Genomic DNA, 20,569 nt, shown 5'->3' with positions numbered 1-20,569 from the left:
GGGAACCCAAAGGTCCCTACGGGGTAACGGGTGCTAGATCAGCGTCCTGGGTCCTACATGCCGCCGCCCGGTACGGACATGAGAGGGGTAGGGGGTCAAAAGTTTGGCGCCTGGCCGAGTTCCCGACCAGCCCGGCTCCTGCTTTCTACCCCCGGCACAAGTTAACGCGAAAAAGCCGTTCAGAACCGCGGGGAAGTCCTGCTTGGAGGCGGTTTTAGGTCCGATGATGCAGAAGCAGCTGTCAACCTTGAAAGTTGACAGATCCGAAAGGGGTCTGCGTCCGTAATGCCCTCCTGCCGATCGACGCCCTGGGGCAGCATGGGCGGCATGACCGTGTACGGCTGCAATGCGGATCCTGATGTCCTGGCGGCGAAGCATCTGCGCATTCGTGAAGCTCATGTAGCGCCGCTCAATGAACTCGCCGACACGATCGCTGACGTTAGAGGCCTGCCGCGCAGCTTTATCCCGTATGTCGATCCAGACTGTGGCGGTGTCCACGCCCGCGCGCTGGTGATGCTCGACAACCCATCTACGAACGCCGAAGCAGGCACTGGCTCGGGCCTACTCAGCCTGGACAACAACGACCGCACCGCTCGCAATTTGCGTGAGGCTTACCAGCGTCACCACATCTCGTCGAAGGACGTCGTGCCGTGGAATGCTGTGCCGTTCCCAGTCGCCGGGAAGAACGGGGGCTCCACCGCGGCCGAACGGCAGCAGGGCGCACCGTGGATAAGAGAATTCGTCAGTCGCTGCCCGAATCTTGAGATCGTCCTGCTGCTCGGCCGTGCCGCAGAAGACGGTTGGAGGAGGGCCGATGTTGCCACGAACTTGACGGTGGTTCCAGGGCCGGTACCCCACTGCTCTCCACGCGGATTAACTGCTGCCGATGCCAGGCAGCGATTTGAAGACGCCATCGCGTATCTAGCCAGCGCACTGAACTCGGGTTGAGGAACAGAGGCGTTCAAGGCTTGCCACGGCGGTGCTGAGCCGCGTTACCTTTGGACGGTGCGGTGGTATGCCCGACCCGAAGGTCAGAATCATCAGCTGAGGGTCGCGCCTCGACTGTTCTCGGGGGAGAAATTCAACCATCCAGAGCAGATTCAGCTGCGCGCATTTCTCGATGACACTGAAGCATTGCTTGCGGGGTCCAGGATCGACGGCCCGTGGGCGTTACGACTCGATGTGGGGCTCTCGAGCTCCCTTGATCTACTCGACAAGCGGGACCTCGACAACTATGCAAAGCCGCTAGCCTCCCGACTGAAAGACGACGGCCTGGTATCAGTGTGGTGCACCAAGCAACAGGCTGAGAAGTCTTTTGTTTGGATTGAAGCCGCCCGTGAGATGCCCGCGCCCTCGACAGACGTATTGCTCGTGACGACGACAGCCTCGTGGGAAGCTCACGCTGCCCAGGAGCAGATCCGTGCCGCCGCGGCCGACGGAATAGAACTTCCAGCCGGACCGGTCAGACTCCAACTCGCTTTCGTCGTTGGCCCAAGCAGGAACTGGCTGAACCTATGGAAGCCGACGATCGACTCTCTTGGCTCGTTCCTCGGTCACGAACAGCCGTTCCGCGCGTGGAATCCACGTGACGGCAGGGTCACCGAGCTGGGCATGCACCTGGCGATTGACCCGGCTCTCCGTAATGACGTCATGATCGGCATATCGGCCACAGGTGCGGGACGGGATAGCGCAGCGTCGCAGCACCCACGCTGAGCGAAGACACTGACGAAGCATGCGTTGAGCGGGCTACCGTGAGCCCGAAGCCAAGGGGGAGGGGTCTGTGGCGACAATTACTGCATCCTGGATCGATTTTTGGGCGAAACGCTACGACCCTAACTCTGATGCCGAAGTGCTGAACGTGGTCGGCCCCCGGGTCCGTGAGCGGGGCTGTTATGACCGCGTCGATCTGCTGACGGTGGGCAGGTGGAAGGCCGTCCGTGTGCTGCCAAGGTTGGACTCCAATGCTGACGAGATGATCCACGATGTCACCAGCACAGCACTGGCCGCACCAGAACCGATCCAGCACCTCATCCTCACCCTGCTGAAGGGGGTGCAGGTTCCGATGGCGTCCTCGTTGCTGATGGCTTGGCAACCAGACGTACATACCGTCATGGACGTGCGCGCCGTCAAGTCGCTGGCTGCGCATGGTGAGATCGCTGACCCCGCCCCAAAGTTGTATCCGCCCTACATGCAATACCTGAAGGTCTGTAGATCCATCGCCGAACGATGCGGGCGTAACCTGCGATCGGTGGACCGTGCGCTTTACCAGGCCAAAGGTCGCGCGGCAGGCAACACGGATTAAAAACGTACTTTCTCAAATCGTTGCCATCATTTGGTGAAGACGTTTTGGGGCTGGCGCGAAAAGCAGCTGCCCGACGGCACGCTGATCCTGACGTCCCCGGCCGGGCGCACCTACGTCACCACACCGGGCAGCGCGCTGTTGTTCCCCAGCCTGTGCGCGGCCACCGGGGCGATCGCCGCTCCCGAAGCCGACCCGCCGCAAGACTATTGCGCCGAACGCGCCGCGATGATGCCCAGACGACGCCGCACCCGCGGCCAAGACCGGGCCTACCGGGTGGCCACCGAGCGCAGATCCAACCGCCAAGCCCGCGCCACCGCCCGATACCGGCCACGCGACGCCACCGGCGACGACGACGAGCCACCGCCCTTCTGAGGGGTGGTCGCGCTCAGCAGCCGACCGGGCCGCCGCCCGCGGGGCAGGTGATCACGGTGGGTGTGCAGCTCACCGAAGTCGTCGAGACGGCGAACGCGAGCAGCAGCGCGAACAGAACCTTCTTCCCCCTGGTCATGGGCGAAATCTTAACGCCCGGCCGGGATTTCCCGCGGCGGTTTCCGCACAGACACAGGATGATTGCTTCATGTCCGCGTCGCTGCCCCCGCTGGCCGGCGAAGATTACGTCTGCGCCGATTGTGGGCTGAGCTATTCCGACACCCCGCCCGACGAAGCGGTCGGCGTCATCGCCGCCCTGCCGGAGCGGGTGCGCGCGGCCGTGTCCGCGATTCCGCCCGAGGTGCGACGTGTGCGGCCCGGCACCGGCGTGTGGTCGGTCGCCGAGTACCTCTGCCACCTGCGCGACGTCTACGTCAGCTTCACCATCCGGCTGCACCGCGTCCGCACCGAGGACCGGCCCGCGTGGGAGCCGATGCTCAACGACCTGCGGGCCCGCCGCTTCCGCTACAACGACTGCGACATCGACGCCACGCTGGGCGAGCTGGCGGCCGCCGCGGCGGGATTTCGCGACGAACTCGCGCGCATTGCGGACGACGGCTGGGACCGCACCGGGACCCGGCTACCGGGGGAGCGGCGCACGGCCCGCTGGCTGGTCCGCCAGGCGATGCACGAGGGCGTGCATCACCTCGCCGATATCCGGAGAATCGGGGAAACGGCTCGCTGAAGCCGCCTCGCGGCCAGGTCGCTCCCGCTTCGGTCGCGAATTTGGCTCTGAGCTGGTCGTCCCCTAGACTCTAGGGGTTGCCTTGGGCAGACCTCGGCCGGTGCGAATCGGCCCCGCGTGCCCTTCGGTGACAAAGACCGCGCATGTCAGGTTTTTTGGTGGGCTGTGGCTTGCCTCCTGCCGTGCACACGCAACCAGGTCAGGAGATCGAGTGATTCAGCAGGAATCGCGGCTGAAGGTCGCCGATAACACCGGCGCCAAGGAGATCTTGTGCATCCGGGTGCTCGGCGGTTCGTCGCGACGCTACGCCGGCATCGGTGACGTCATCGTCGCCACCGTCAAGGACGCCATCCCCGGCGGCAACGTCAAGCGCGGGGACGTCGTCAAGGCCGTCGTGGTGCGCACGGTCAAGGAGCGCCGCCGCCCGGACGGCAGCTACATCAAGTTCGACGAGAACGCCGCGGTGATCATCAAGCCGGACAACGACCCGCGCGGCACGCGCATTTTCGGCCCCGTCGGCCGCGAGCTGCGCGAGAAGCGGTTCATGAAGATCATCTCGCTCGCCCCGGAGGTTTTGTAAATGAAGGTCCGCAAGGGCGACACCGTGTTGGTCATCGCCGGCAAGGACAAGGGTGCCAAGGGCAAGGTGCTGCAGGCCTACCCCGACCGCAACCGCGTGCTGGTCGAAGGCGTCAACCGGATCAAGAAGCACACCGCGATCTCGACCAACCAGCGCGGGGCGCAGTCGGGCGGAATCGTCACGCAGGAAGCCCCGATCCACGTCTCCAACGTGATGGTGGTCGACTCCGACGGCAAGCCCGCTCGCGTCGGCTACCGCGTCGACGAGGAGACCGGCAAGCGGGTCCGCATCTCCAAGCGCAACGGCAAGGACATCTGAGGCCATGACCACAGCAGAAAAAGTGCAGCCGCGCCTGAAAGAGCGCTACCGCAACGAGATTCGCGATTCGCTGCAGCAGCAGTTCGGCTACGCCAACGTCATGCAGATCCCGACGGTGACCAAGGTCGTCGTCAACATGGGTGTCGGCGACGCGGCACGCGACGCGAAACTGATCAACGGCGCGGTCAACGACCTGAGCCTGATCACCGGGCAGCGCCCCGAGATTCGTCGCGCGCGCAAGTCGATCGCGCAGTTCAAACTGCGTGAGGGCATGCCGATCGGCGCGCGGGTCACCCTGCGCGGCGACCGGATGTGGGAGTTCCTGGACCGCCTCACCTCGATCGCGCTGCCGCGTATCCGCGACTTCCGCGGCCTGTCGCCCAAGCAGTTCGACGGTGTCGGCAACTACACCTTCGGCCTGGCCGAGCAGTCGGTGTTCCACGAGATCGACGTGGACAAGATCGACCGGGTTCGCGGCATGGACATCAACGTCGTCACCTCGGCGACAACCGACGACGAAGGACGAGCGCTGTTGCGGGCCCTCGGCTTTCCCTTCAAGGAGAACTGAGCAGATGGCGAAGAAGGCACTGGTCAACAAGGCCGCACGCAAACCGAAGTTCGCGGTGCGCGGCTACACGCGCTGCAACAAGTGCGGCCGGCCGCGCGCGGTCTTCCGCAAGTTCGGCCTGTGCAGGATCTGCCTGCGCGAGATGGCGCACGCGGGCGAACTGCCCGGCGTGCAAAAGAGCAGCTGGTAATCCAGGACCCCAAGACCAACCCAGAACAGGCGCGCGACAGGCCCGGACCGGGAACCACCGCGAGGAAGGTACCAACGCTGTCATGACGATGACGGACCCGATCGCAGACTTCTTGACACGTCTGCGCAACGCCAATTCGGCGTATCACGACGAGGTGACGTTGCCGCACTCGAAGATCAAGGCCAACATCGCCCAGATCCTCAAGGCCGAGGGCTACATCACCGACTACCGGACGGAAGACGCCCGGGTCGGCAAGTCGCTGGTCGTCCAGCTCAAGTACGGCCCCAGCCGGGAGCGCAGCATCGCCGGGTTGCGGCGGGTGTCCAAGCCCGGCCTGCGGGTGTATGCGAAATCCACCAACCTGCCGCGCGTGCTCGGCGGCCTGGGCGTGGCGATCATCTCGACCTCCTCGGGCCTGTTGACCGATCGTCAGGCAGCCAGACAGGGCGTGGGCGGCGAAGTCCTCGCGTACGTGTGGTGAGGGGATAGACATGTCGCGCATTGGTAAGCAGCCGGTTCCGGTTCCCGCCGGAGTCGACGTAACGATCGAGGGCCAGCAGGTCTCGGTGAAGGGGCCCAAGGGCAGCCTTAATCTGACGGTCGCCGAACCGATCACGGTGGCGCGCAACGAGGACGGCGCGATCGTGGTCACCCGTCCCAACGACGAGCGGCGCAACCGCTCGCTGCACGGGCTGTCGCGCACCCTGGTGTCCAACCTGGTCACCGGCGTGACCGAGGGCTACACCACCAAGATGGAGATCTTCGGCGTCGGTTACCGCGTGCAGCTCAAGGGCGCCAACCTCGAGTTCGCGCTGGGTTACAGCCACCCCGTGGTCATTGAGGCGCCAGAGGGCATCACGTTCGCGGTCCAGTCGCCGACGAAGTTCTCGATCACCGGTATCGACAAGCAGAAGGTCGGCCAGATTTCGGCGAACATCCGCCGCCTGCGCCGTCCCGACCCGTACAAGGGCAAGGGCGTGCGCTACGAGGGCGAGCAGATCCGCCGCAAGGTCGGAAAGACAGGTAAGTAGTCATGGCGCAAAAACAAGCTGACACCGCCGCGCGAAAGCCGGTGGGGCAGAGCGTATCCGCTACGCGTCGGGTCTCCCGGCTGCGTCGGCACGCCCGGCTGCGCAAGAAGATCGCGGGCACGCCCGAGCGCCCCCGCCTCGTCATCAACCGCTCCGCGCGACACATCCACGTGCAGCTGGTCAACGACGAGAACGGCACCACGGTGGCCGCCGCGTCCTCGATCGAGGACGACGTGCGCGGCCTGGACGGCGACAAGAAGGCCCGCAGCGTGCGGGTGGGCCAGCTGATCGCCGAGCGTGCCAAGGCCGCCGGCATCGACACCGTGGTGTTCGACCGCGGCGGGTACACCTACGGCGGACGGATCGCGGCGCTGGCCGATGCCGCGCGCGAGAACGGATTGAGTTTCTAGATGACCGAGAACCAGACCGGAAGGACCGCATAATGGCGGAACAGTCGGCCGGCGGCCCTGAGGCCCGCGGCGACAACCGCGACAACCGCGACAACCGCGGTCGGCGCGACGGCGGCGGGCGTGGTGGCCGCGACCGCGACGGCGACAAGAGCAACTACCTGGAGCGGGTCGTCGCCATCAACCGTGTCTCCAAGGTGGTCAAGGGTGGTCGGCGCTTCAGCTTCACCGCCCTGGTCATCGTGGGCGACGGCAACGGCATGGTTGGCGTCGGCTACGGCAAGGCCAAGGAAGTTCCGGCCGCCATCGCCAAGGGCGTGGAAGAGGCGCGCAAGGGCTTCTTCCGGGTGCCGCTGATCGGCGGCACCATCACGCACCCGGTGCAGGGTGAGGCGGCCGCGGGCGTGGTGCTGTTGCGCCCGGCCAGCCCCGGTACCGGTGTGATCGCCGGCGGCGCGGCGCGTGCGGTGCTGGAATGCGCTGGCGTGCGCGACATCCTGGCCAAGTCGTTGGGCAGCGACAACGCGATCAACGTGGTGCACGCCACCGTCACCGCGCTCAAGCTGCTGCAGCGGCCCGAGGAGGTGGCCGCCCGGCGCGGACTGCCCATCGAGGACGTCGCCCCGGCCGGAATGCTGCGGGCACGACGTGAAAGTGAAGCGCTGGCCGCCAGTGCCGCGCGCGAGGGAACGGCACCGCAATGAGCCAGTTGAAGATCACCCAGGTGCGTAGCACCATCGGGGCCCGCTGGAAGCAGCGGGAGAGCCTGCGCACCCTGGGGCTGCGACGGATTCGCCATTCGGTGATCCGTGAGGACAACCCACAGACCCGCGGCCTGATCGCGGTGGTCAATCACCTCGTCGAGGTGGAGGAGGCCAAGTGACCATCAAGCTGCACGATCTGAAGCCCGCGCCCGGCTCGAAGACCGCCCGCACCCGCGTCGGTCGCGGTGAGGGCTCGAAGGGCAAGACCGCCGGCCGTGGCACCAAGGGCACCAAGGCCCGCAAGAACGTGCCGGCCACCTTCGAGGGTGGGCAGATGCCGATTCACATGCGGCTGCCCAAGCTCAAGGGATTCCGGAACCGGTTCCGCACCGAATACGAGATCGTCAACGTCGGCGACATCAACCGGCTCTTCCCGCAGGGCGGCTCCATCGGCGTGGACGAGTTGGTGGCCAAGGGCGCGGTCCGCAAGAACGCGTTGGTCAAGGTCCTCGGCGACGGCAAGCTGACCGTCAAGGTCGACCTCACCGCGCACAAGTTCAGCGGCAGCGCCCGCGAGAAGATCACCGCCGCCGGCGGATCGGTCACCGAGCTCTGATCAGCCGAGCCGCGGAATGACCTCCGCGGCAAGGCGTTCCATCTGCTCCCGGTTCTCGTCGACGTCGACGCCGACGGGATTGAGCAGCAGGTATTCGGCGCCAGCGTCGATCACCTCCCGCAGCCCGCGCGCGACGTCGTCGGGTGTGCCCGACACCGGGACGTCTTCGACGCCCGGCATCTTGCCGTAGATCCGCCGCAGCCCGGCGAGCACCCGTTCGCGGGCCCGCGCGGCGTCGTCGTCGACCATCAGGTAGACGCGCTTGCCGATGGTGAAATGCTCTGCGTCCTTTTGCTGTTCGTCGAGTTCGCGGCGCACCACGGCGACGGCCCCGGCGAAGGCCTCGGTGGTCGACGAACCGGCGCCCAGGAACGAGTCGCCGTGGCGCACCGCCCTGGCCAGGGCCCTGGGCGCCAGGCCGCCGAACCAGATGGGCGGGTGCGGCCGTTGCACCGGCTTGGGTGCGATCGGTAGGTCGTCGACGTCGCGGAATCGGCCGTGGAAACTCACCCGCGGTTCGTCGGACCAGGCCGCCTTCATCAGCTTCAGCCCCTCGGTGAAATACGAGATGTACGTGTCCTTTTCGACGCCGAACGCGGCGAACCTGCGGAAGCCGCCACCGGTTCCGACGCCGAGATCCAGCCGGCCGTGGCTCAGCCGGTCGACGGCGGTCACCGAAGAGGCCAGCTGCAGCGGGTCGTGCAGCGACGTCACCAGCACGGCGACCCCCAGGCGCAGCCGCCGGGTGCAGGCCGCGCAGTAGGCCAGCAGCTCCAGGGGCGCCAGCAGCGGTGCCTCGCCGACGATCTGCTCGAGCACCCAGCCGCCCTCGAAGCCCAGATCCTCGGCCCGGACCAGGTAATCCCGCAGGCCCTCTCCGTCGAACCCGTCGTAATCGAATTGGGGGATGGCGATGGAGAACCTCACCCCACCACCGTACGGCGGCGGTGTCGGTAGGCTGCGAACATGTTCGCCTTCCTGCCCTCGTTTCCCGGGGTCGACGACGTCCGCGCGCTGGCCGGGCGCGTCGACACCGCCCGCCACCACGGCGTACCCAACGGCTGCGTGCTCGAACTCGACCTGCGTTCGGCGCCGCCCGAGGCGACGGGGTTCGACCCGCTGGCGATCTTCGGCGGCGGCAGGCCGATGACGCTGCGCGACGCGGTGGCCGCCATCCACCGCGCGGCCGAGGACCCGCGCGTCGCCGGGCTGATCGCCCGCGTGCAACTGGCCGCCTCGCCGCCCGCGGCGGTGCAGGAGTTGCGCGAGGCCGTCATCGCGTTCAGCGCCGCCAAGCCCTCGCTGGCGTGGGCCGAAACCTACCCGGGCACGCTGTCCTACTATCTGGCCTCGGCGTTCAACGAGGTGTGGATGCAGCCGTCGGGAAGCGTCGGGCTGATCGGTTTCGCGAGCAACGCCACCTTCCTGCGCGACGCGTTCGACAAGGCGGGGATCGAACCGCAATTCGTCGCGCGCGGCCAATACAAGTCGGCGGCAAACCGTTTCACCGAGCACGGCTTCACGACCGCGCACCGCGAGGCCGTCACCCGCATGCTGGAAAGCCTGCAGCAGCAGGCGTGGCAGGCCATTGCCGAGGCCCGCAAGCTCGACCCCGGCGCGCTGGACACGCTGGCCAACCGCGCGCCGCTGTTGCGCGACGACGCCGTGAGCGCCGGGCTGCTCGACCGGATCGGATTCCGCGACGAGGCCTACGCCCGGATCGCGGAACTGGTTGGCGTGAAGGATGTTTCGGACGACACCGAGCCGCCGCGGCTGTACCTGGCGCGCTACGCCGGTGCCGCCCGTTCGCGACTGGCCCCGCCCCGGCCGTCGGTTCCCGGCCGCCGGCCCAAGCCGACGCTGGCCGTCATCACGCTCGACGGCATGATCGTCGACGGGCGCGGCGGACCCCAGTTCCTGCCGCTGGGCGCCGCCACCGCCGGCGGCGACACCATCGGCGCGGCGCTGCGCCAGGCCGCCGCCGACGACTCGGTGTCCGCGATCGTGTTGCGGGTGAACAGTCCCGGCGGGACGATCACCGCGTCCGAGAGCATCTGGCGCGAGGTGACCAGGGCCCGCAAGCGCGGCAAGCCGGTGGTCGCGTCCATGGGCGCCGTGGCGGCCTCCGGCGGCTATTACGTCTCGATGGGCGCCGACGCCATCGTCGCCAACCCCGCGACGGTGACCGGCTCGATCGGGGTGATCACCGGCAAGCTGGTGATCCGGGACCTGTTGGAGCGGTTGGGGGTCGGCTCGGACACCGTGCGCACCAACGCCAATGCCGACGTCTGGTCGATCGACGCGCCGTTCACGCCGGAGCAGCAGGCCCATCGCGAGGCGGAGGCCGACCTGTTCTACGCCGACTTCGTGCAGCGGGTCGCCGAGGCGCGCAACCTGACGGCCGAGGCCGCCGATCGTGTTGCGCAGGGGCGTATTTGGACCGGCGCCGACGCCCTCGAGCGCGGCCTGGTCGACGAACTCGGCGGCTTGCGCACGGCGGTGCGCCGGGCCAAGGTGCTGGCCGGGCTGGACCAGGACGACGAGGTCCGCATCGTCAACTATCCGAGCTCGTCGCTGCTGGACATGGTGCGGCCACGCGCCTCGTCGCAGCCGGCCGCCGCGTCGGTGTCGGACGCGCTGGCCGCCCTGCTGGGCCGCACGCTCGCCGGCATCCGGGACAACGTCGAACAGAGCGTCAACGGCGCCAGCGCGCTGTGGCCGGGGCAGGCGCGGTTCTAGCCGGTAAGCCCGCCGCTGATGAAGATGATCTCGCCGAGCGGGTCGTCGTTCTCGGGGGGTGGCGCCTCGATGCCGTTGCGCGCAAACAGTTCCGTTCGAGTGATCCCTTCGACGTTCCACCGCTTGGAACTCAGGTAGTCCACCACGTGGTTGCGCTCGCCGGCGTAGACCAGCGACGCCATGTCGATGTCCACGCCGTGGTCGCGAAACGAGCCGGACATCTCGCGCACCCGCTCGGCGTCGAAATCGATGATGCCGGGCACGAATTCGGTCGCGACCGTGCTGCCGGGCGTGCTGAGCGCGGTGATGTTGTCGAACAACCGGTCCTGGGCTTCGGGCGGCAGGTAGATCAGCAGCCCCTCGGCCAGCCACGCGGTCGGCGCCGTCGTGTCGAACCCGGCGGCTTTCAGGGCGGTCGGCCAGTCGGCGCGCAGGTCGATCGGCACGGTGCGCCGCGTCGCGGTCGGTTCGGCACCGATGCCGGCCAGCGTGCCCGACTTGAAGTCGATCACGCGCGGCTGGTCGATCTCGTAGACCACCGTGCCGTCCGGCCACGGCAACCGGTAGGCGCGCGAATCCAGGCCGGACGCCAGGATCACGACTTGCCGGATCCCGCCGTCGGTGGCGTTGATGAAGTAGTCGTCGAAGTACTTGGTGCGCACCGCCATTCCGTCGACCATCGCCTGCATGCGCACCGTCGAAGCGTTCTCGATCGCTTCCAGGTCGAGCTCGCCGTCCATCATCTTGGTGAAAAAGTCCACCCCCACCGCGCGAACTAGCGGTTCGGCAAAGGGGTCGTGGATCAGGCCGCGGGGATCGCGGGTCGCCATGGCGCGACCGGCGGCCACCATGGTCGCGGTCGCGCCCACACTGGACGCCAGATCCCACTCGTCGTCGTGAGCGCGTGACATAGCCGAAACCCTAGCCAACTCGCTACTTGTACGTCGCGGCGACGTAGCTCAACTCGCCGAAGGTCGCCGACATCTCGTCCTCGGGGAAGTCGAACCCGTTCTGCGCGTACAACTCCCGGGCGGGATAGGTGGTGACCTGCCAGTCGTGCGTCTGCAGGTAGTCGACGACGACGTTGCGCTCGCCGCGGTAGAACAGGTCGGCCGCGTTGAGGTCTAAACCGAGCCGCTGCCACCGTTCGCTGATGCGCTGCAACCGCTCGTCGGAGAACACATTGGGATCCGGCACGTGCTCGGTGGCCAGCCGGCTGCCCGGCGCGCTGAGCGCGGTGATGTTGTCGAACAACCGGTCCTGGGCCTCGGGCGGCAGGTAGGGGAGCAGCCCCTCCGCGCTCCACGCCGTCGGCTGGGCAACGTCGAACCCGCCCTCGCGCAGCGCCGCAGGCCAGTCGTCGCGCAGATCGATCGCGATCGTGCGGCGCTCGGCGGTCGGGGCGGCGCCGAGGCCGGCCAGCGTGTCGGTCTTGAAGGCGATGACCTGTGGCTGGTCGATCTCGTAGACGACGGTGCCCGCCGGCCAGCCCAGCCGGTAGGCCCGGGTGTCCAGCCCGCTCGCCAGGATCACCGCCTGGCGCACACCGGCTTTGGTGGCGCCGATGAAGAAGTCGTCGAAGAAGCGGGTGCGAACTGTGATCTGTTCGGCCCGCGCCTTGCGATTGAACAGCGGGTCGTCCTCGAAATCGACCTGCCCGTCCACGATGCGGATGAAGGGCTCCAGGCCGACCGCGCGCACCAGCGGTTCGGCCAGCGGATCGTCGAGCAGCGCGTCGGGCCCCTGCGACGCCACCGCGCGCGACGCCGCGACCATGGTGGCCGTCGCTCCCACGCTGGACGCGGGGCCCCAGCTGTCGCCTTCGCTACGTCCCACGCTCATCGCGTGCCGCTCACGTAGAGCATGTCGCCCATGCGAGTGTCGTCTCCATCCAGGGGCGGAAGGTCGTTGGCCGCGAACAGCTCTCGGATGCTGACCACTTCCAGCGCCCACCCACGATCCCTGAGGTAGGCGGCCGCCTCGTTGCGCTCCCCGAAGTAGACCAGCCCCGCCATGTCCAGCTCGAAACCGTGCGCGCGCCAGCGCTCGGAAATGCGCTGCATGCGTTCCTTCAGCTTCTCCTCGTCACCGGGCTCGCGGTTGGGCGCGCTCTCGGTCGCCAGCCGGCTGCCCGGCGCGCTGAGTTCGGTGATGGTGTCCAGCAACCGGTCCTGCGCCTCCGGCGGCAGGTAGCCGAGCAGACCCTCGGCGCTCCACGCGGTCGGCTGCGCCGGGTCGAACCCGGCGGCGCGCAACGCGGCGGGCCAGTCGTCGCGCAGGTCGACGGCCACCACGCGCCGGTCGGCGGTGGGCGCGGCGCCCAGCTCGGCCAGGGTGCGCGACTTGAACTCGATCACCTGCGGCTGGTCCACCTCGTAGACGACGGTCCCGGCGGGCCAGGCCAGCCGGTAGGCCCGGGCGTCCAGCCCCGAGGCCAGGATCACGGCCTGTTTGATGCCCGCCCCCGCCGCGTCGAGGAAGAACTCGTCGAAGAACTTGGTGCGCACCGCCATGTTGTCGGCCATCCGCGACATCGCGCCGGCCGAACCGGTGGAGCCGTCGTGCACGTCGTTCAGCTCGTCCGGGTTCACTTCGCCGGTCGCGAGCCGGGTGAGCAGGTCTACGCCGACGGCCCGGACCAGCGGCTCGGCGAACGGGTCGTTGATCAGCGGGCGCTCGGCCCGGGTCGCCACCGCGCGGGCCGCGGCCACCATCGTCGCGGTCACCCCGACGCTGGAGGCCAGGTCCCAGGTGTCGCCCTCATACCTGGTGGAAGTCATGTTTGCCCCTGTTCAGAACTAGTCCATCTAATATTTAGTCGATATAACAAGCTGCTACCACTGTACGCTTCCCGCGTTTCGCGGCAACCTTGACTGATGAGCGATCGGGTGCTGATCACGGGCGCTTCGTCGGGGCTGGGGGCCGCGCTGGCGCGCAAGCTGGCCGGGCGGCACGCGGTGGTGGGGCTCGTCGCGCGGCGCCGGGACCGGCTCGGACAGGTGCTGGCCGAGTGCCGGCGGACCTCGCCGTCCTCGGCGATGTGGGTGGCCGACCTGGCCGACACCGCGGCGCTGCAGGACCTGGCCGCCCAGGCCTGGGAGGCGCTCGGCGGCATCGACGTGCTGATCAACAACGCCGCCGTCCCCAAGCGGCGGCCCGTTGCCGCGCTGGAGCCCGGCGAGGTCGAGCACGTCATGCGGGTCAACTTCTTCGCCCCGATGCGGCTGACGCTGGCGCTGTTGCCGCGGATGCTGGCGCGCGGATCGGGGATGATCGTCAACGTGTCGAGCGTCGGCGGTCGGCTCGGAATCATCCACGAATCCGCTTACTGCGCAAGCAAGTTCGCATTGTGCGGGTGGAGCGAGGCGATGGCCGTGGACCTGCACGGCTCCGGGGTGTCGGTGAAGCTGATCGAGCCGGGCCCGGTCGACACCGAGATCTGGGACCGGCCCGGCAGTGAGGAGCCGCTCTACCAGGGCCCCAAGGTGCCCGCGGACGAGGTGGCCGACGGCATCATCGCGGCCCTGGAGGGTGACGGTTTCGAGCACTACGTGCCCGACCTGAAGGGGGTAGTCGACGCCAAGAACGCCGATCTCGATGCGTACATCGCGGGAGCGGCCGGGATGGCGCCGAGATGAAGGCGCTGGTGTACGGCGTCGCGCCGGAGCCGGTCGAGGTGCCCGAGGGCGCGAACACGCTCACCGTGAACCTGGGCCGCACCCCGACCGCGCTGCGGGACGTGCCCGATTCCCAACTGCCGCACGACGATTGGGTGCTCACCCGGCCGCGGCTGACCGGCATCTGCGGCTCGGATTCCAAGCAGATCCTGATGGATTTCGGCGAGGGCGACGCCGACAACGCCATGTCGTCCTTCTGCTCCTTCCCACAGGTCATGGGCCACGAGGTGGTCGCCGACGTGGTGGCGCTCGGGCCTAGGGCCCGCGGCCTCGAGGTGGGGCAGCGAGTGGTGCTCAACCCGTGGCTGTCCTGCGGCCCCCGCGGCATCGAGCCGCCGTGTCCGGCATGCGAAGACGGCGACTACAGCCTGTGCTGGAGCTTCACCGACGGCGACATCAAGGCCGGCATCCACACCGGGGTGTCCGCCGACGTGACGGGCGGTTACGCCGAGCTGATGCCCGCCCACGACAGCATGCTGTTCGGGGTGCCGGACGCGATTTCGGACGAGATGGCCGTGTTCGCCGACCCGTTTTCGGTGTCCCTGCACGCGATCACCCGCCACCCGCCGCCGCGCGGCGGCCGCGCCCTGGTGTACGGGGCCGGCTCGCTGGGGTTGTGCGCGGTGGCGATCCTGCGGGCGCTCTACCCGGACGTGGCCGTCGCCGTGGTGGCGCGCTTCGGTGCGCAGGCGGAGCTGGCCCGGCGGTTCGGGGCCGCCAAGGTGCTGGCGCACGAACCGCGGCTGGACCTGATCGAGGAGCTGGTCGCCTGGGGCGGCGGGCGGCTGCGACAGCCGCTGCTGGGGCTGCCGATGGCCCACCCGGGCGCGCTCGACGTGGTCTACGACACCGTCGGCAAACCCGAGACGTTCGAGGTGGGGGTGCGGGCGCTGCGTTCGCGGGGGACGTTGGTGAAGGCGGGTGTGCACGCCCCCGGCCGCTGGGAGTGGAGCCCCTTGTACTTCAAGGAGATCGCGCTCGTGGGGTCGAACGCGTTCGGCGTCGAGGAGGTCGAGGGCCGGCGCAAGCACGCCATCGCCCACTACCTCGACCTGGCCGCCGGCGGCCGAATCGACTTGCGCCCCATGCTGACCCACACCTTTCGGCTCGACCAGTGGCGCGACGCGTTCCTCGCGATCGCCAACCAGGGCGATAGCGGGGCGGTGAAGGTCGCGATCGACCAGCGCTAGGCGGGGCGGGTGGCGCGGTAGTAGTTCAGCCGCCCGAGGACCCGGTGCCGCATCGATGCCACCTCCGTGCACTCGAACCCCGCCCCGCGCAGCAGCCGGGGGATCGCGTCGCCGAGGTTGCCCGCCGCGTGGTGATTGCGCCTGATGAGCCGCGCCGCCAGGCCGTGCTCGGCGGCCGGCTCGCCGCCGATGTCCACCAGGTGCAGACTGCCGCCGGGGCGCAGGACCCGGAAAACCTCCGCCGCGGCGGTGCTTTTCGCGTCCTCGCCGATGTGGTGCAGCATCATCGACGACAGCACGCGGTCGAATTCGCCGTCGGCGTACGGGAGCCGTTCGACGTAGGCACTGTCGAAACGGACTTCGCTCGTCTTTCGCCGCGCCCGCTCGAGCGCCCGCGGGTCGGGGTCGCAGCCGATCACCTCGGCCGTGGGATGAGACCGTTTGGTACGAATGGTGAGATTGCCCGTCCCGCAGCCGATTTCCAGCACGCGCTGACCGTCGGTGATCTCGGCCTGCGCGATCAGGGCCCGTTGGACCTTCTTCATGCCCAGCAGGCGGGACATCAGGTCGTAGGTGGGCAGCAGCGCGTCGTGGCCCGCGGCGGGCAGGTAGTCATGTGGATGATGTTTCGTCACATTACCCATGGTGAACGCCTGCATCGCAGAAGAATTGGTCGATTATCGGAACTAATGGGACTATCTTCGGGGATATGGCACGGCTAGCGCGGATGGTAAGCCAGCGCGGCGGCGTGCCCGTCTACGAATACCGGGCGGACCCGGGCACGCCCCCGGTGGCGCTGCTGCGAGCGGGGCCCGGTCTCGGGGAACGCGGCCGGCACATCCACGACTTTCCGGCGCTCTGGTACGTGCCCGCGGACGGGGCGGTGCACGTGCTGGCGGCGGGCGCGGTGCTCGACCCCGCGCAGGGCTTCCATCTCGACGACGGCGTCGCGGTGTTCTTCGATCCCGCCGCCTTGGGCGAGGACGCGGCGTCGGCGTGGCCGACGTGGCGGGCGCATCCGCTGTTGTTCCCGTTCCTGCACGGGCACGCGGGCGGCGTGCTGCGGCTCGAGTTGCCCGATGACCGACGGCCCTTGTGGGACAACGCCATCGCGTCGATCGAGGCCGAGCTGGCCGGCGGCCAGGACGGTTATCGCCAGGCGGTCCTGGCGCACCTGACGCTGTTGCTGATCGACCTCGCGCGGCTGGCGGGCCCGGCGGTGGCCGAGTTGCGCCGCAGCGCCGAACCGCTGCTGGCCGGAGTGTTCGAGGTGATCGACCGGCGGCACGCGGAGCCGCTGTCGCTGCGCGACGTGGCCGACGAACTCGGCATGACGCCCGGGCACCTGACCACGGTCGTGCGGCGCCGCACCGGGCGGACGGTCGGGGAGTGGATCGCCGAGCGCCGGATGGCGGCCGCCCGCGAGCTGCTGACCCAGACGGAGCTCCCGGTCGGGGAGGTGGCCAGGCGGGTCGGCATCGGCGATCCCGGCTATTTCAGCCGGCTGTTCGGCCGCACGCACGGCATCACGCCGCGCGAATGGCGCGGTTCAAACCGTTAGTGCCCCTTTGGAACCGGAGATGGGCAAGTCGATCGGGGTGATGACACCCGGCCGCGCGTCGTACAGGAACGGGATGGCGTTGACGGCCGCGACGGCGGTGCTGTCCATCAACACCGTCATCACGTCCTCGCCCGGTTTGCCGAACCGGATCGTGGCGTCGACGTGTGGCCGGCCTTCGATCACCACGCTGAAGCCCTTGGGGTCGGGCCATTGCGGGTCGAGCGCGTCGTCGCTCATCGTCCAGCAGATGGCCAGCTCGACCACGGGGCGGCCGCCGCGGTGGCCGCGATACGTGCGGCGCTGGCCACCGATGGTGCCGGCCGCGAAGTCCACCCAGCCCAGGTGCAGGTCGCGGGTCAACACCGCGGGCTCGACGAACGCGTCCTTGAAGTCGAGTTCGACGCCCAGCATGGCGGCGATCATGTCCAGCGTCTCGAAGTAACCCAACCCGAATCGTTGTGTCGCCGGGTCGATTTGCGTCACCGGTTCGCGGGGGGTTTTGCCGAAGCCGAGCACCTTCCACACGTCCCACACGGGATAGGTTGTGCAGTCCAGGGTTTCGACGAGCTTGACGTGGTCGACCTCGCGGCACGCGCCGGTGAGGAAGCCGGCGACGACGTTGATGAAGCCCGGCTCGAACCCGGTGCCCAAAAAGGTCGCGCCGCCCTCCCGCGCCGCCGCTTGCAGCGCCGGGAGCTCGACCGGGTGATGGGTGCCGGTCAGGAAATCGCCCGTCGTGACGACGTTTATGCCGGAGCGCAGCATCCTGAGCACCAGCTCGTAGTCGATGACCCGGGGCATGTAGTTCACGCAATCCGGCCGAAGCTCGATCAGCGCGTCGGCGTTGTCGGTCGCGGCCACCCCGGCCGGGGCCCGGCCGGCCAGCAGGCCCGCGTCGCGGCCCACCTTGTCCGGGCCGAAGGCGTGCACGCCCACCACCTCGAAGTCGTCGCGGTCAAGCAGCACGCCGAGCGCCCTGCTGCCGATGTTGCCGGTCGACCACTGGACTACTCGGTAGGGCGCCATGCCCACACCGTAACCTCGGCGAGGCTCGGGCTCAGAGGGATTCGAAGTCCAGCCAGCGGTCGATGTCGAACTGATCGGCGACGGCGCGGATCGTGGCGCCGCCGTGGCCGGGATAGTGCGCGGGTATCACGGCGGCCTTGGTCTGGACGGCTTCGGTGAAGATCCGGCGGCGGGTCACGGCCGCGGCCGGCGCGTCGACGTCGAAGGCGCACGCGTCGCCCGGTCGACGCAGTTGCAGCGGGCTGTGGGTCAGGTCGCCGACGAAGGCCGCCGGCCGGCCCGCGTCCAGCCACAGCACCGAGGAGCCGGGCGTGTGCCCGGGGGCGGCCCGCAGCCGCAGCGACCGGCTGATCTGGTGTTCGTCCGACCACTGGACGAGCTGGCCCGCCGCGTCGACGGGCGCGACGCTGTCGGCGAACACCAGCTGGTCACCGGGGTCTTGGCCGGCGGGCCCATCCGGGCAGAAGTGGCGGTAGTCGGCGGCCGGCACCAGGTATCGCGCGTTGGGGAAGGTCGGGACCCACGCGTCGTTCTCGCGCCGGGTGTTCCACCCGACATGGTCGGAGTGGATGTGGGTGTTGACCACCACGTCCACGGCGGTGCGGTCGACGCCCGCGGCCTCCAGCGCGGCTAGGAACCCGGTATTCAGGTGGTCCAGGGGCGGCATGTGGGGGCGGTCGCGGTCGTTGCCGACCCCGGTGTCCACGACGACGGTCAGCCCGTCCACCTCGATGACCCAGCTTTGGACCGCGATGTGCCACTGGTCGGTCGAGGGGTCGAAGAAGTCGGGCTCCAGCAGGTCGGCGTTGTCCCGCCAGCCCGACGGCGGCGTGTGCGGGAAAAATTGTGCACCCAAGTCGAATTGGAGTTCGGCCACCCGCGAAACGGTCGCGTGGCCGAACCGGACCGGGCGCATCAGGCGTTGGCGCGCAGGTAGCCGTAGACGCTGGCGAAGTTGCGGTTCACGTCCTCCGGGATGGGCACGGGCCCGCCGAGTGCCTTTGCGCCCCAGACGATTTGGGCGGTGCGTTCGACCAGCGCGGTGATGTGCAGCACCTTGTCCGGTCGGGGCCCCACGGCGACCAGGCCGTGGTTGGCGATCAGCGCGGCACCCCGGCCGTCGAGCGCCTTGACGGCGTTGGCGCCGACGTCGGGCGTGCCGGACGCGGCGTAGTCGGTGCACCGGACGTCCCCGCCGCAGTACACCGCGAACTCGTCGATGCAGGCCGGAATCGATTGGTGCGCAATGGCGAACATGGTCGCCCACACCGGATGGCTGTGGATGACGCTGCCGATGTCGTCGAACGCGCGGTAGCAGGCCAGGTGCAGCTGCATCTCCGACGACGGCGCGCGGCCGTCCGCGGCGTGCAGCACGGCGCCGTCCGGGTCGATCAGGACGAGGTCGTCGAGTTGCATGTCGCGATAGTCGACCGACGACGGCGTGATGACGACGTTGCCGTCGGAGCGCCGCGCGGAGATGTTGCCCGCGGTTCCCTCGACGAGCCCCCGGCGCAGCATGTCCTTGGCCGCGTCCAGCACCGCGGTCTCGGGGTCGGCTACCGATTTCATGGCCGTAGCACCTCCGGGTTGACGATGTGGGTGGGCGTCCCGCCAGCCAGCAGCGCCTCCAGGTCGTCGGCCACCATCTGCGCCTGCCGAGCCTCAGTGTTCCACGTGGCGCCGCCGATGTGGGGCGTCAGCACCACGTTGGGCATCCCGGCCAGCGGGTGATCCGGGGACAGCCATTCGCCGACGAAGTGGTCCAGGCCCGCGGCGGCCACCTTGCCGCTGCGCAGCGCGTCGACCAGCGCGTCGGTGTCGTGCAGCTGGGCGCGGGCGGTGTTGAGGAAGACCACGCCGTCGCGCATGGCGGCGAACTGCTCGGCGCCGATCATGCCGGCGGTGTCGTCGGTGACGGGGGCGTGCATGGAGACGACGTCGGCCTCGTCCAGCAGCTCGTCCAGGCCGTGCCGGGCGTCGTCGTTGTAGGGGTCGTGGGCGATGACCCGCAGTCCCAGCCCGGACAGCCGCCAGGCGGTGGCGCGGCCGACCGCACCCAGGCCCACCAGGCCGGCGGTGAGCCCGGCGATCTCCCAGCCGCGGAACCGCTGATAGGGGATGCTGCCGTCGCGAAAGATGTTGCCGCCACGGACATCCGAGTCGGCGGGCAGCAGCTGACGGGTGGCCGCGAGCAGCAGCGCCACCGTCATCTCGGCGACCGCGTCGGCGTTGCGGCCGGGGGTGTTGAGCACCGGGATGCCGGCGGCGGTGGCGCCTTCGATGTCCACGTTGTTCGGGTCCCCGCGGGTGGACGCGATCGCGCGCAGGTTCAGGTCGAACACCGGCCCGCTCACCGAGTCACCTTCCACCACAACCACATCGGCGGACTCCGCCACGATGCGCTCGGCCAGCTGTTCGGCGCCGTAGATCCGCAGCGGGGCCTGCTCGATCCAGGGGTCGTAGACGACGTCGGCCAGCTCGGACAGCTTGGCGAACCCCGGCCCACGCAGCGGGGCCGTCACCAGGGCGCGCGGTCTTGACGTCAC

General features: G+C 68.8%; 28 protein-coding genes and 1 pseudogene. 19 read left to right on the top strand and 10 right to left on the bottom strand.

What is annotated here, in order from left to right; translation table 11 throughout:
• Positions 1–327 precede the first annotated feature (327 nt).
• The 4 genes and pseudogenes from A5680_RS25250 to A5680_RS13810 form a co-directional block, all read left to right on the top strand.
• A complete protein-coding gene (locus tag A5680_RS25250; protein WP_369827662.1) occupies positions 328–948 on the top strand; it encodes a uracil-DNA glycosylase in 621 nt (206 codons plus the stop codon).
• Positions 949–1,005: 57 nt separating this feature from the next.
• Entirely contained in the window at positions 1,006–1,713 is a 708-nt protein-coding gene (locus A5680_RS13820; protein WP_067820163.1) for a hypothetical protein, read from the top strand.
• Between the two features lie 67 nt (positions 1,714–1,780).
• Positions 1,781–2,302 (top strand): hypothetical protein, encoded by a 522-nt coding sequence (locus A5680_RS13815; protein ID WP_156675106.1) that lies wholly within the window; start codon positions 1,781–1,783, stop codon positions 2,300–2,302.
• Positions 2,303–2,320: 18 nt separating this feature from the next.
• Positions 2,321–2,674: pseudogene (locus tag A5680_RS13810) on the top strand (hypothetical protein); the annotation flags it as partial.
• Positions 2,675–2,687: 13 nt separating this feature from the next.
• Here the strand turns inward: A5680_RS13810 and A5680_RS26465 are convergent.
• Entirely contained in the window at positions 2,688–2,810 is a 123-nt protein-coding gene (locus tag A5680_RS26465) for a hypothetical protein (RefSeq protein WP_255353587.1), read from the bottom strand.
• 69 nt (positions 2,811–2,879) lie between these two features.
• On the opposite strand from A5680_RS26465, the gene A5680_RS13805 reads away from it, so the two are divergent.
• The 11 genes from A5680_RS13805 to rplO all read left to right on the top strand — a co-directional run bounded on the left by A5680_RS13805 (position 2,880) and on the right by rplO (position 7,830).
• A complete protein-coding gene (locus A5680_RS13805) occupies positions 2,880–3,416 on the top strand; it encodes a DinB family protein (protein WP_067820154.1) in 537 nt (178 codons plus the stop codon).
• Positions 3,417–3,627: 211 nt separating this feature from the next.
• Positions 3,628–3,996, top strand: coding sequence for a 50S ribosomal protein L14 (gene rplN / locus A5680_RS13800; RefSeq protein WP_003403649.1), 369 nt, complete (start codon positions 3,628–3,630; stop codon positions 3,994–3,996).
• A complete protein-coding gene (gene rplX, locus A5680_RS13795; RefSeq protein WP_067820151.1) occupies positions 3,997–4,314 on the top strand; it encodes a 50S ribosomal protein L24 in 318 nt (105 codons plus the stop codon). It begins immediately after the preceding gene.
• 4 nt (positions 4,315–4,318) lie between these two features.
• A complete protein-coding gene (gene rplE / locus A5680_RS13790; RefSeq protein WP_055401847.1) occupies positions 4,319–4,882 on the top strand; it encodes a 50S ribosomal protein L5 in 564 nt (187 codons plus the stop codon).
• 4 nt (positions 4,883–4,886) lie between these two features.
• Positions 4,887–5,072 (top strand): type Z 30S ribosomal protein S14, encoded by a 186-nt coding sequence (locus A5680_RS13785; RefSeq protein WP_003873499.1) that lies wholly within the window; start codon positions 4,887–4,889, stop codon positions 5,070–5,072.
• A gap of 82 nt (positions 5,073–5,154) precedes the next feature.
• Entirely contained in the window at positions 5,155–5,553 is a 399-nt protein-coding gene (rpsH, locus tag A5680_RS13780) for a 30S ribosomal protein S8 (RefSeq protein ID WP_055401845.1), read from the top strand.
• 10 nt (positions 5,554–5,563) lie between these two features.
• The gene (rplF, locus tag A5680_RS13775) at positions 5,564–6,103 is read left to right on the top strand and encodes a 50S ribosomal protein L6 (protein WP_055401841.1); all 540 of its coding nucleotides are present in this window, start codon (positions 5,564–5,566) and stop codon (positions 6,101–6,103) included.
• 41 nt (positions 6,104–6,144) lie between these two features.
• Positions 6,145–6,513 (top strand): 50S ribosomal protein L18, encoded by a 369-nt coding sequence (gene rplR, locus A5680_RS13770; RefSeq protein WP_082459801.1) that lies wholly within the window; start codon positions 6,145–6,147, stop codon positions 6,511–6,513.
• A gap of 32 nt (positions 6,514–6,545) precedes the next feature.
• Entirely contained in the window at positions 6,546–7,214 is a 669-nt protein-coding gene (gene rpsE / locus A5680_RS13765; protein WP_055401838.1) for a 30S ribosomal protein S5, read from the top strand.
• Complete coding sequence (gene rpmD, locus A5680_RS13760) at positions 7,211–7,393, top strand: 50S ribosomal protein L30 (protein WP_055401836.1); 183 nt, start codon at positions 7,211–7,213, stop codon at positions 7,391–7,393. Before rpsE ends, rpmD begins: the two co-directional genes overlap by 4 nt.
• Positions 7,390–7,830, top strand: a complete 441-nt coding sequence (gene rplO, locus A5680_RS13755; protein WP_055401833.1) for a 50S ribosomal protein L15 — start codon at positions 7,390–7,392, stop codon at positions 7,828–7,830. The genes rpmD and rplO overlap by 4 nt, the downstream gene beginning before the upstream one ends.
• Here the strand turns inward: rplO and A5680_RS13750 are convergent, their stop codons facing one another.
• Positions 7,831–8,757, bottom strand: coding sequence for an LLM class flavin-dependent oxidoreductase (locus A5680_RS13750; RefSeq protein WP_067820204.1), 927 nt, complete (start codon positions 8,755–8,757; stop codon positions 7,831–7,833).
• Positions 8,758–8,796: 39 nt separating this feature from the next.
• Here A5680_RS13750 and sppA point away from each other — a divergent pair, with 39 nt between their 5' ends.
• The gene (gene sppA / locus A5680_RS13745; protein WP_067820148.1) at positions 8,797–10,569 is read left to right on the top strand and encodes a signal peptide peptidase SppA; all 1,773 of its coding nucleotides are present in this window, start codon (positions 8,797–8,799) and stop codon (positions 10,567–10,569) included.
• On the opposite strand, the gene A5680_RS13740 is transcribed toward sppA, so the two are convergent.
• The 3 genes from A5680_RS13740 to A5680_RS13730 are packed head-to-tail and all read right to left on the bottom strand — an operon-like array spanning position 10,566 to position 13,349.
• Positions 10,566–11,480, bottom strand: a complete 915-nt coding sequence (locus tag A5680_RS13740) for a class I SAM-dependent methyltransferase (RefSeq protein ID WP_067820144.1) — start codon at positions 11,478–11,480, stop codon at positions 10,566–10,568. The genes sppA and A5680_RS13740 overlap by 4 nt on opposite strands.
• Before the next feature lie 22 nt (positions 11,481–11,502).
• A complete protein-coding gene (locus A5680_RS13735; protein WP_067820142.1) occupies positions 11,503–12,411 on the bottom strand; it encodes a class I SAM-dependent methyltransferase in 909 nt (302 codons plus the stop codon).
• Positions 12,408–13,349: a class I SAM-dependent methyltransferase gene (locus A5680_RS13730; protein WP_067820139.1), complete on the bottom strand. Its 942-nt coding sequence runs from the start codon at positions 13,347–13,349 to the stop codon at positions 12,408–12,410. Before A5680_RS13730 ends, A5680_RS13735 begins: the two co-directional genes overlap by 4 nt.
• A 96-nt stretch (positions 13,350–13,445) precedes the next feature.
• Between A5680_RS13730 and A5680_RS13725 the strand changes: the two genes are divergently transcribed.
• On the top strand, positions 13,446–14,207 hold the full coding sequence (locus tag A5680_RS13725; RefSeq protein ID WP_067820136.1) for an SDR family oxidoreductase: 762 nt from the start codon (positions 13,446–13,448) through the stop codon (positions 14,205–14,207).
• A complete protein-coding gene (locus A5680_RS13720; protein WP_067820133.1) occupies positions 14,204–15,436 on the top strand; it encodes a zinc-binding dehydrogenase in 1,233 nt (410 codons plus the stop codon). Before A5680_RS13725 ends, A5680_RS13720 begins: the two co-directional genes overlap by 4 nt.
• Here A5680_RS13720 and A5680_RS13715 read toward each other — a convergent pair.
• Entirely contained in the window at positions 15,433–16,071 is a 639-nt protein-coding gene (locus tag A5680_RS13715; RefSeq protein WP_369827661.1) for a class I SAM-dependent methyltransferase, read from the bottom strand. The two genes, A5680_RS13720 and A5680_RS13715, sit on opposite strands and share 4 nt — an antisense overlap.
• A gap of 74 nt (positions 16,072–16,145) precedes the next feature.
• On the opposite strand from A5680_RS13715, the gene A5680_RS13710 reads away from it, so the two are divergent.
• Complete coding sequence (locus A5680_RS13710; RefSeq protein WP_067820130.1) at positions 16,146–16,997, top strand: helix-turn-helix transcriptional regulator; 852 nt, start codon at positions 16,146–16,148, stop codon at positions 16,995–16,997.
• Here the strand turns inward: A5680_RS13710 and A5680_RS13705 are convergent.
• From A5680_RS13705 to A5680_RS13690, 4 genes are read right to left on the bottom strand one after another with little or no spacing between them, the layout of a single operon-like run.
• Positions 16,986–18,023, bottom strand: coding sequence for a dihydrodipicolinate reductase (locus A5680_RS13705; RefSeq protein ID WP_067820198.1), 1,038 nt, complete (start codon positions 18,021–18,023; stop codon positions 16,986–16,988). The two genes, A5680_RS13710 and A5680_RS13705, sit on opposite strands and share 12 nt — an antisense overlap.
• A gap of 31 nt (positions 18,024–18,054) precedes the next feature.
• Positions 18,055–18,939 (bottom strand): MBL fold metallo-hydrolase, encoded by an 885-nt coding sequence (locus A5680_RS13700; protein ID WP_067820127.1) that lies wholly within the window; start codon positions 18,937–18,939, stop codon positions 18,055–18,057.
• Positions 18,939–19,592 (bottom strand): L-fuculose-phosphate aldolase, encoded by a 654-nt coding sequence (locus tag A5680_RS13695; protein WP_067820124.1) that lies wholly within the window; start codon positions 19,590–19,592, stop codon positions 18,939–18,941. The genes A5680_RS13700 and A5680_RS13695 overlap by 1 nt, the downstream gene beginning before the upstream one ends.
• Positions 19,589–20,569, bottom strand: a complete 981-nt coding sequence (locus tag A5680_RS13690) for an NAD(P)-dependent oxidoreductase (protein WP_055401921.1) — start codon at positions 20,567–20,569, stop codon at positions 19,589–19,591. The genes A5680_RS13695 and A5680_RS13690 overlap by 4 nt, the downstream gene beginning before the upstream one ends.

Origin of the sequence: Mycobacterium sp. E2989, from assembly GCF_001667595.1 — a bacterium.
Lineage (GTDB): Bacteria > Actinomycetota > Actinomycetes > Mycobacteriales > Mycobacteriaceae > Mycobacterium.
The sequence above is the reverse complement of the archived record's forward strand: the minus strand, read 5'-3'. Positions and strand labels throughout refer to the sequence as shown.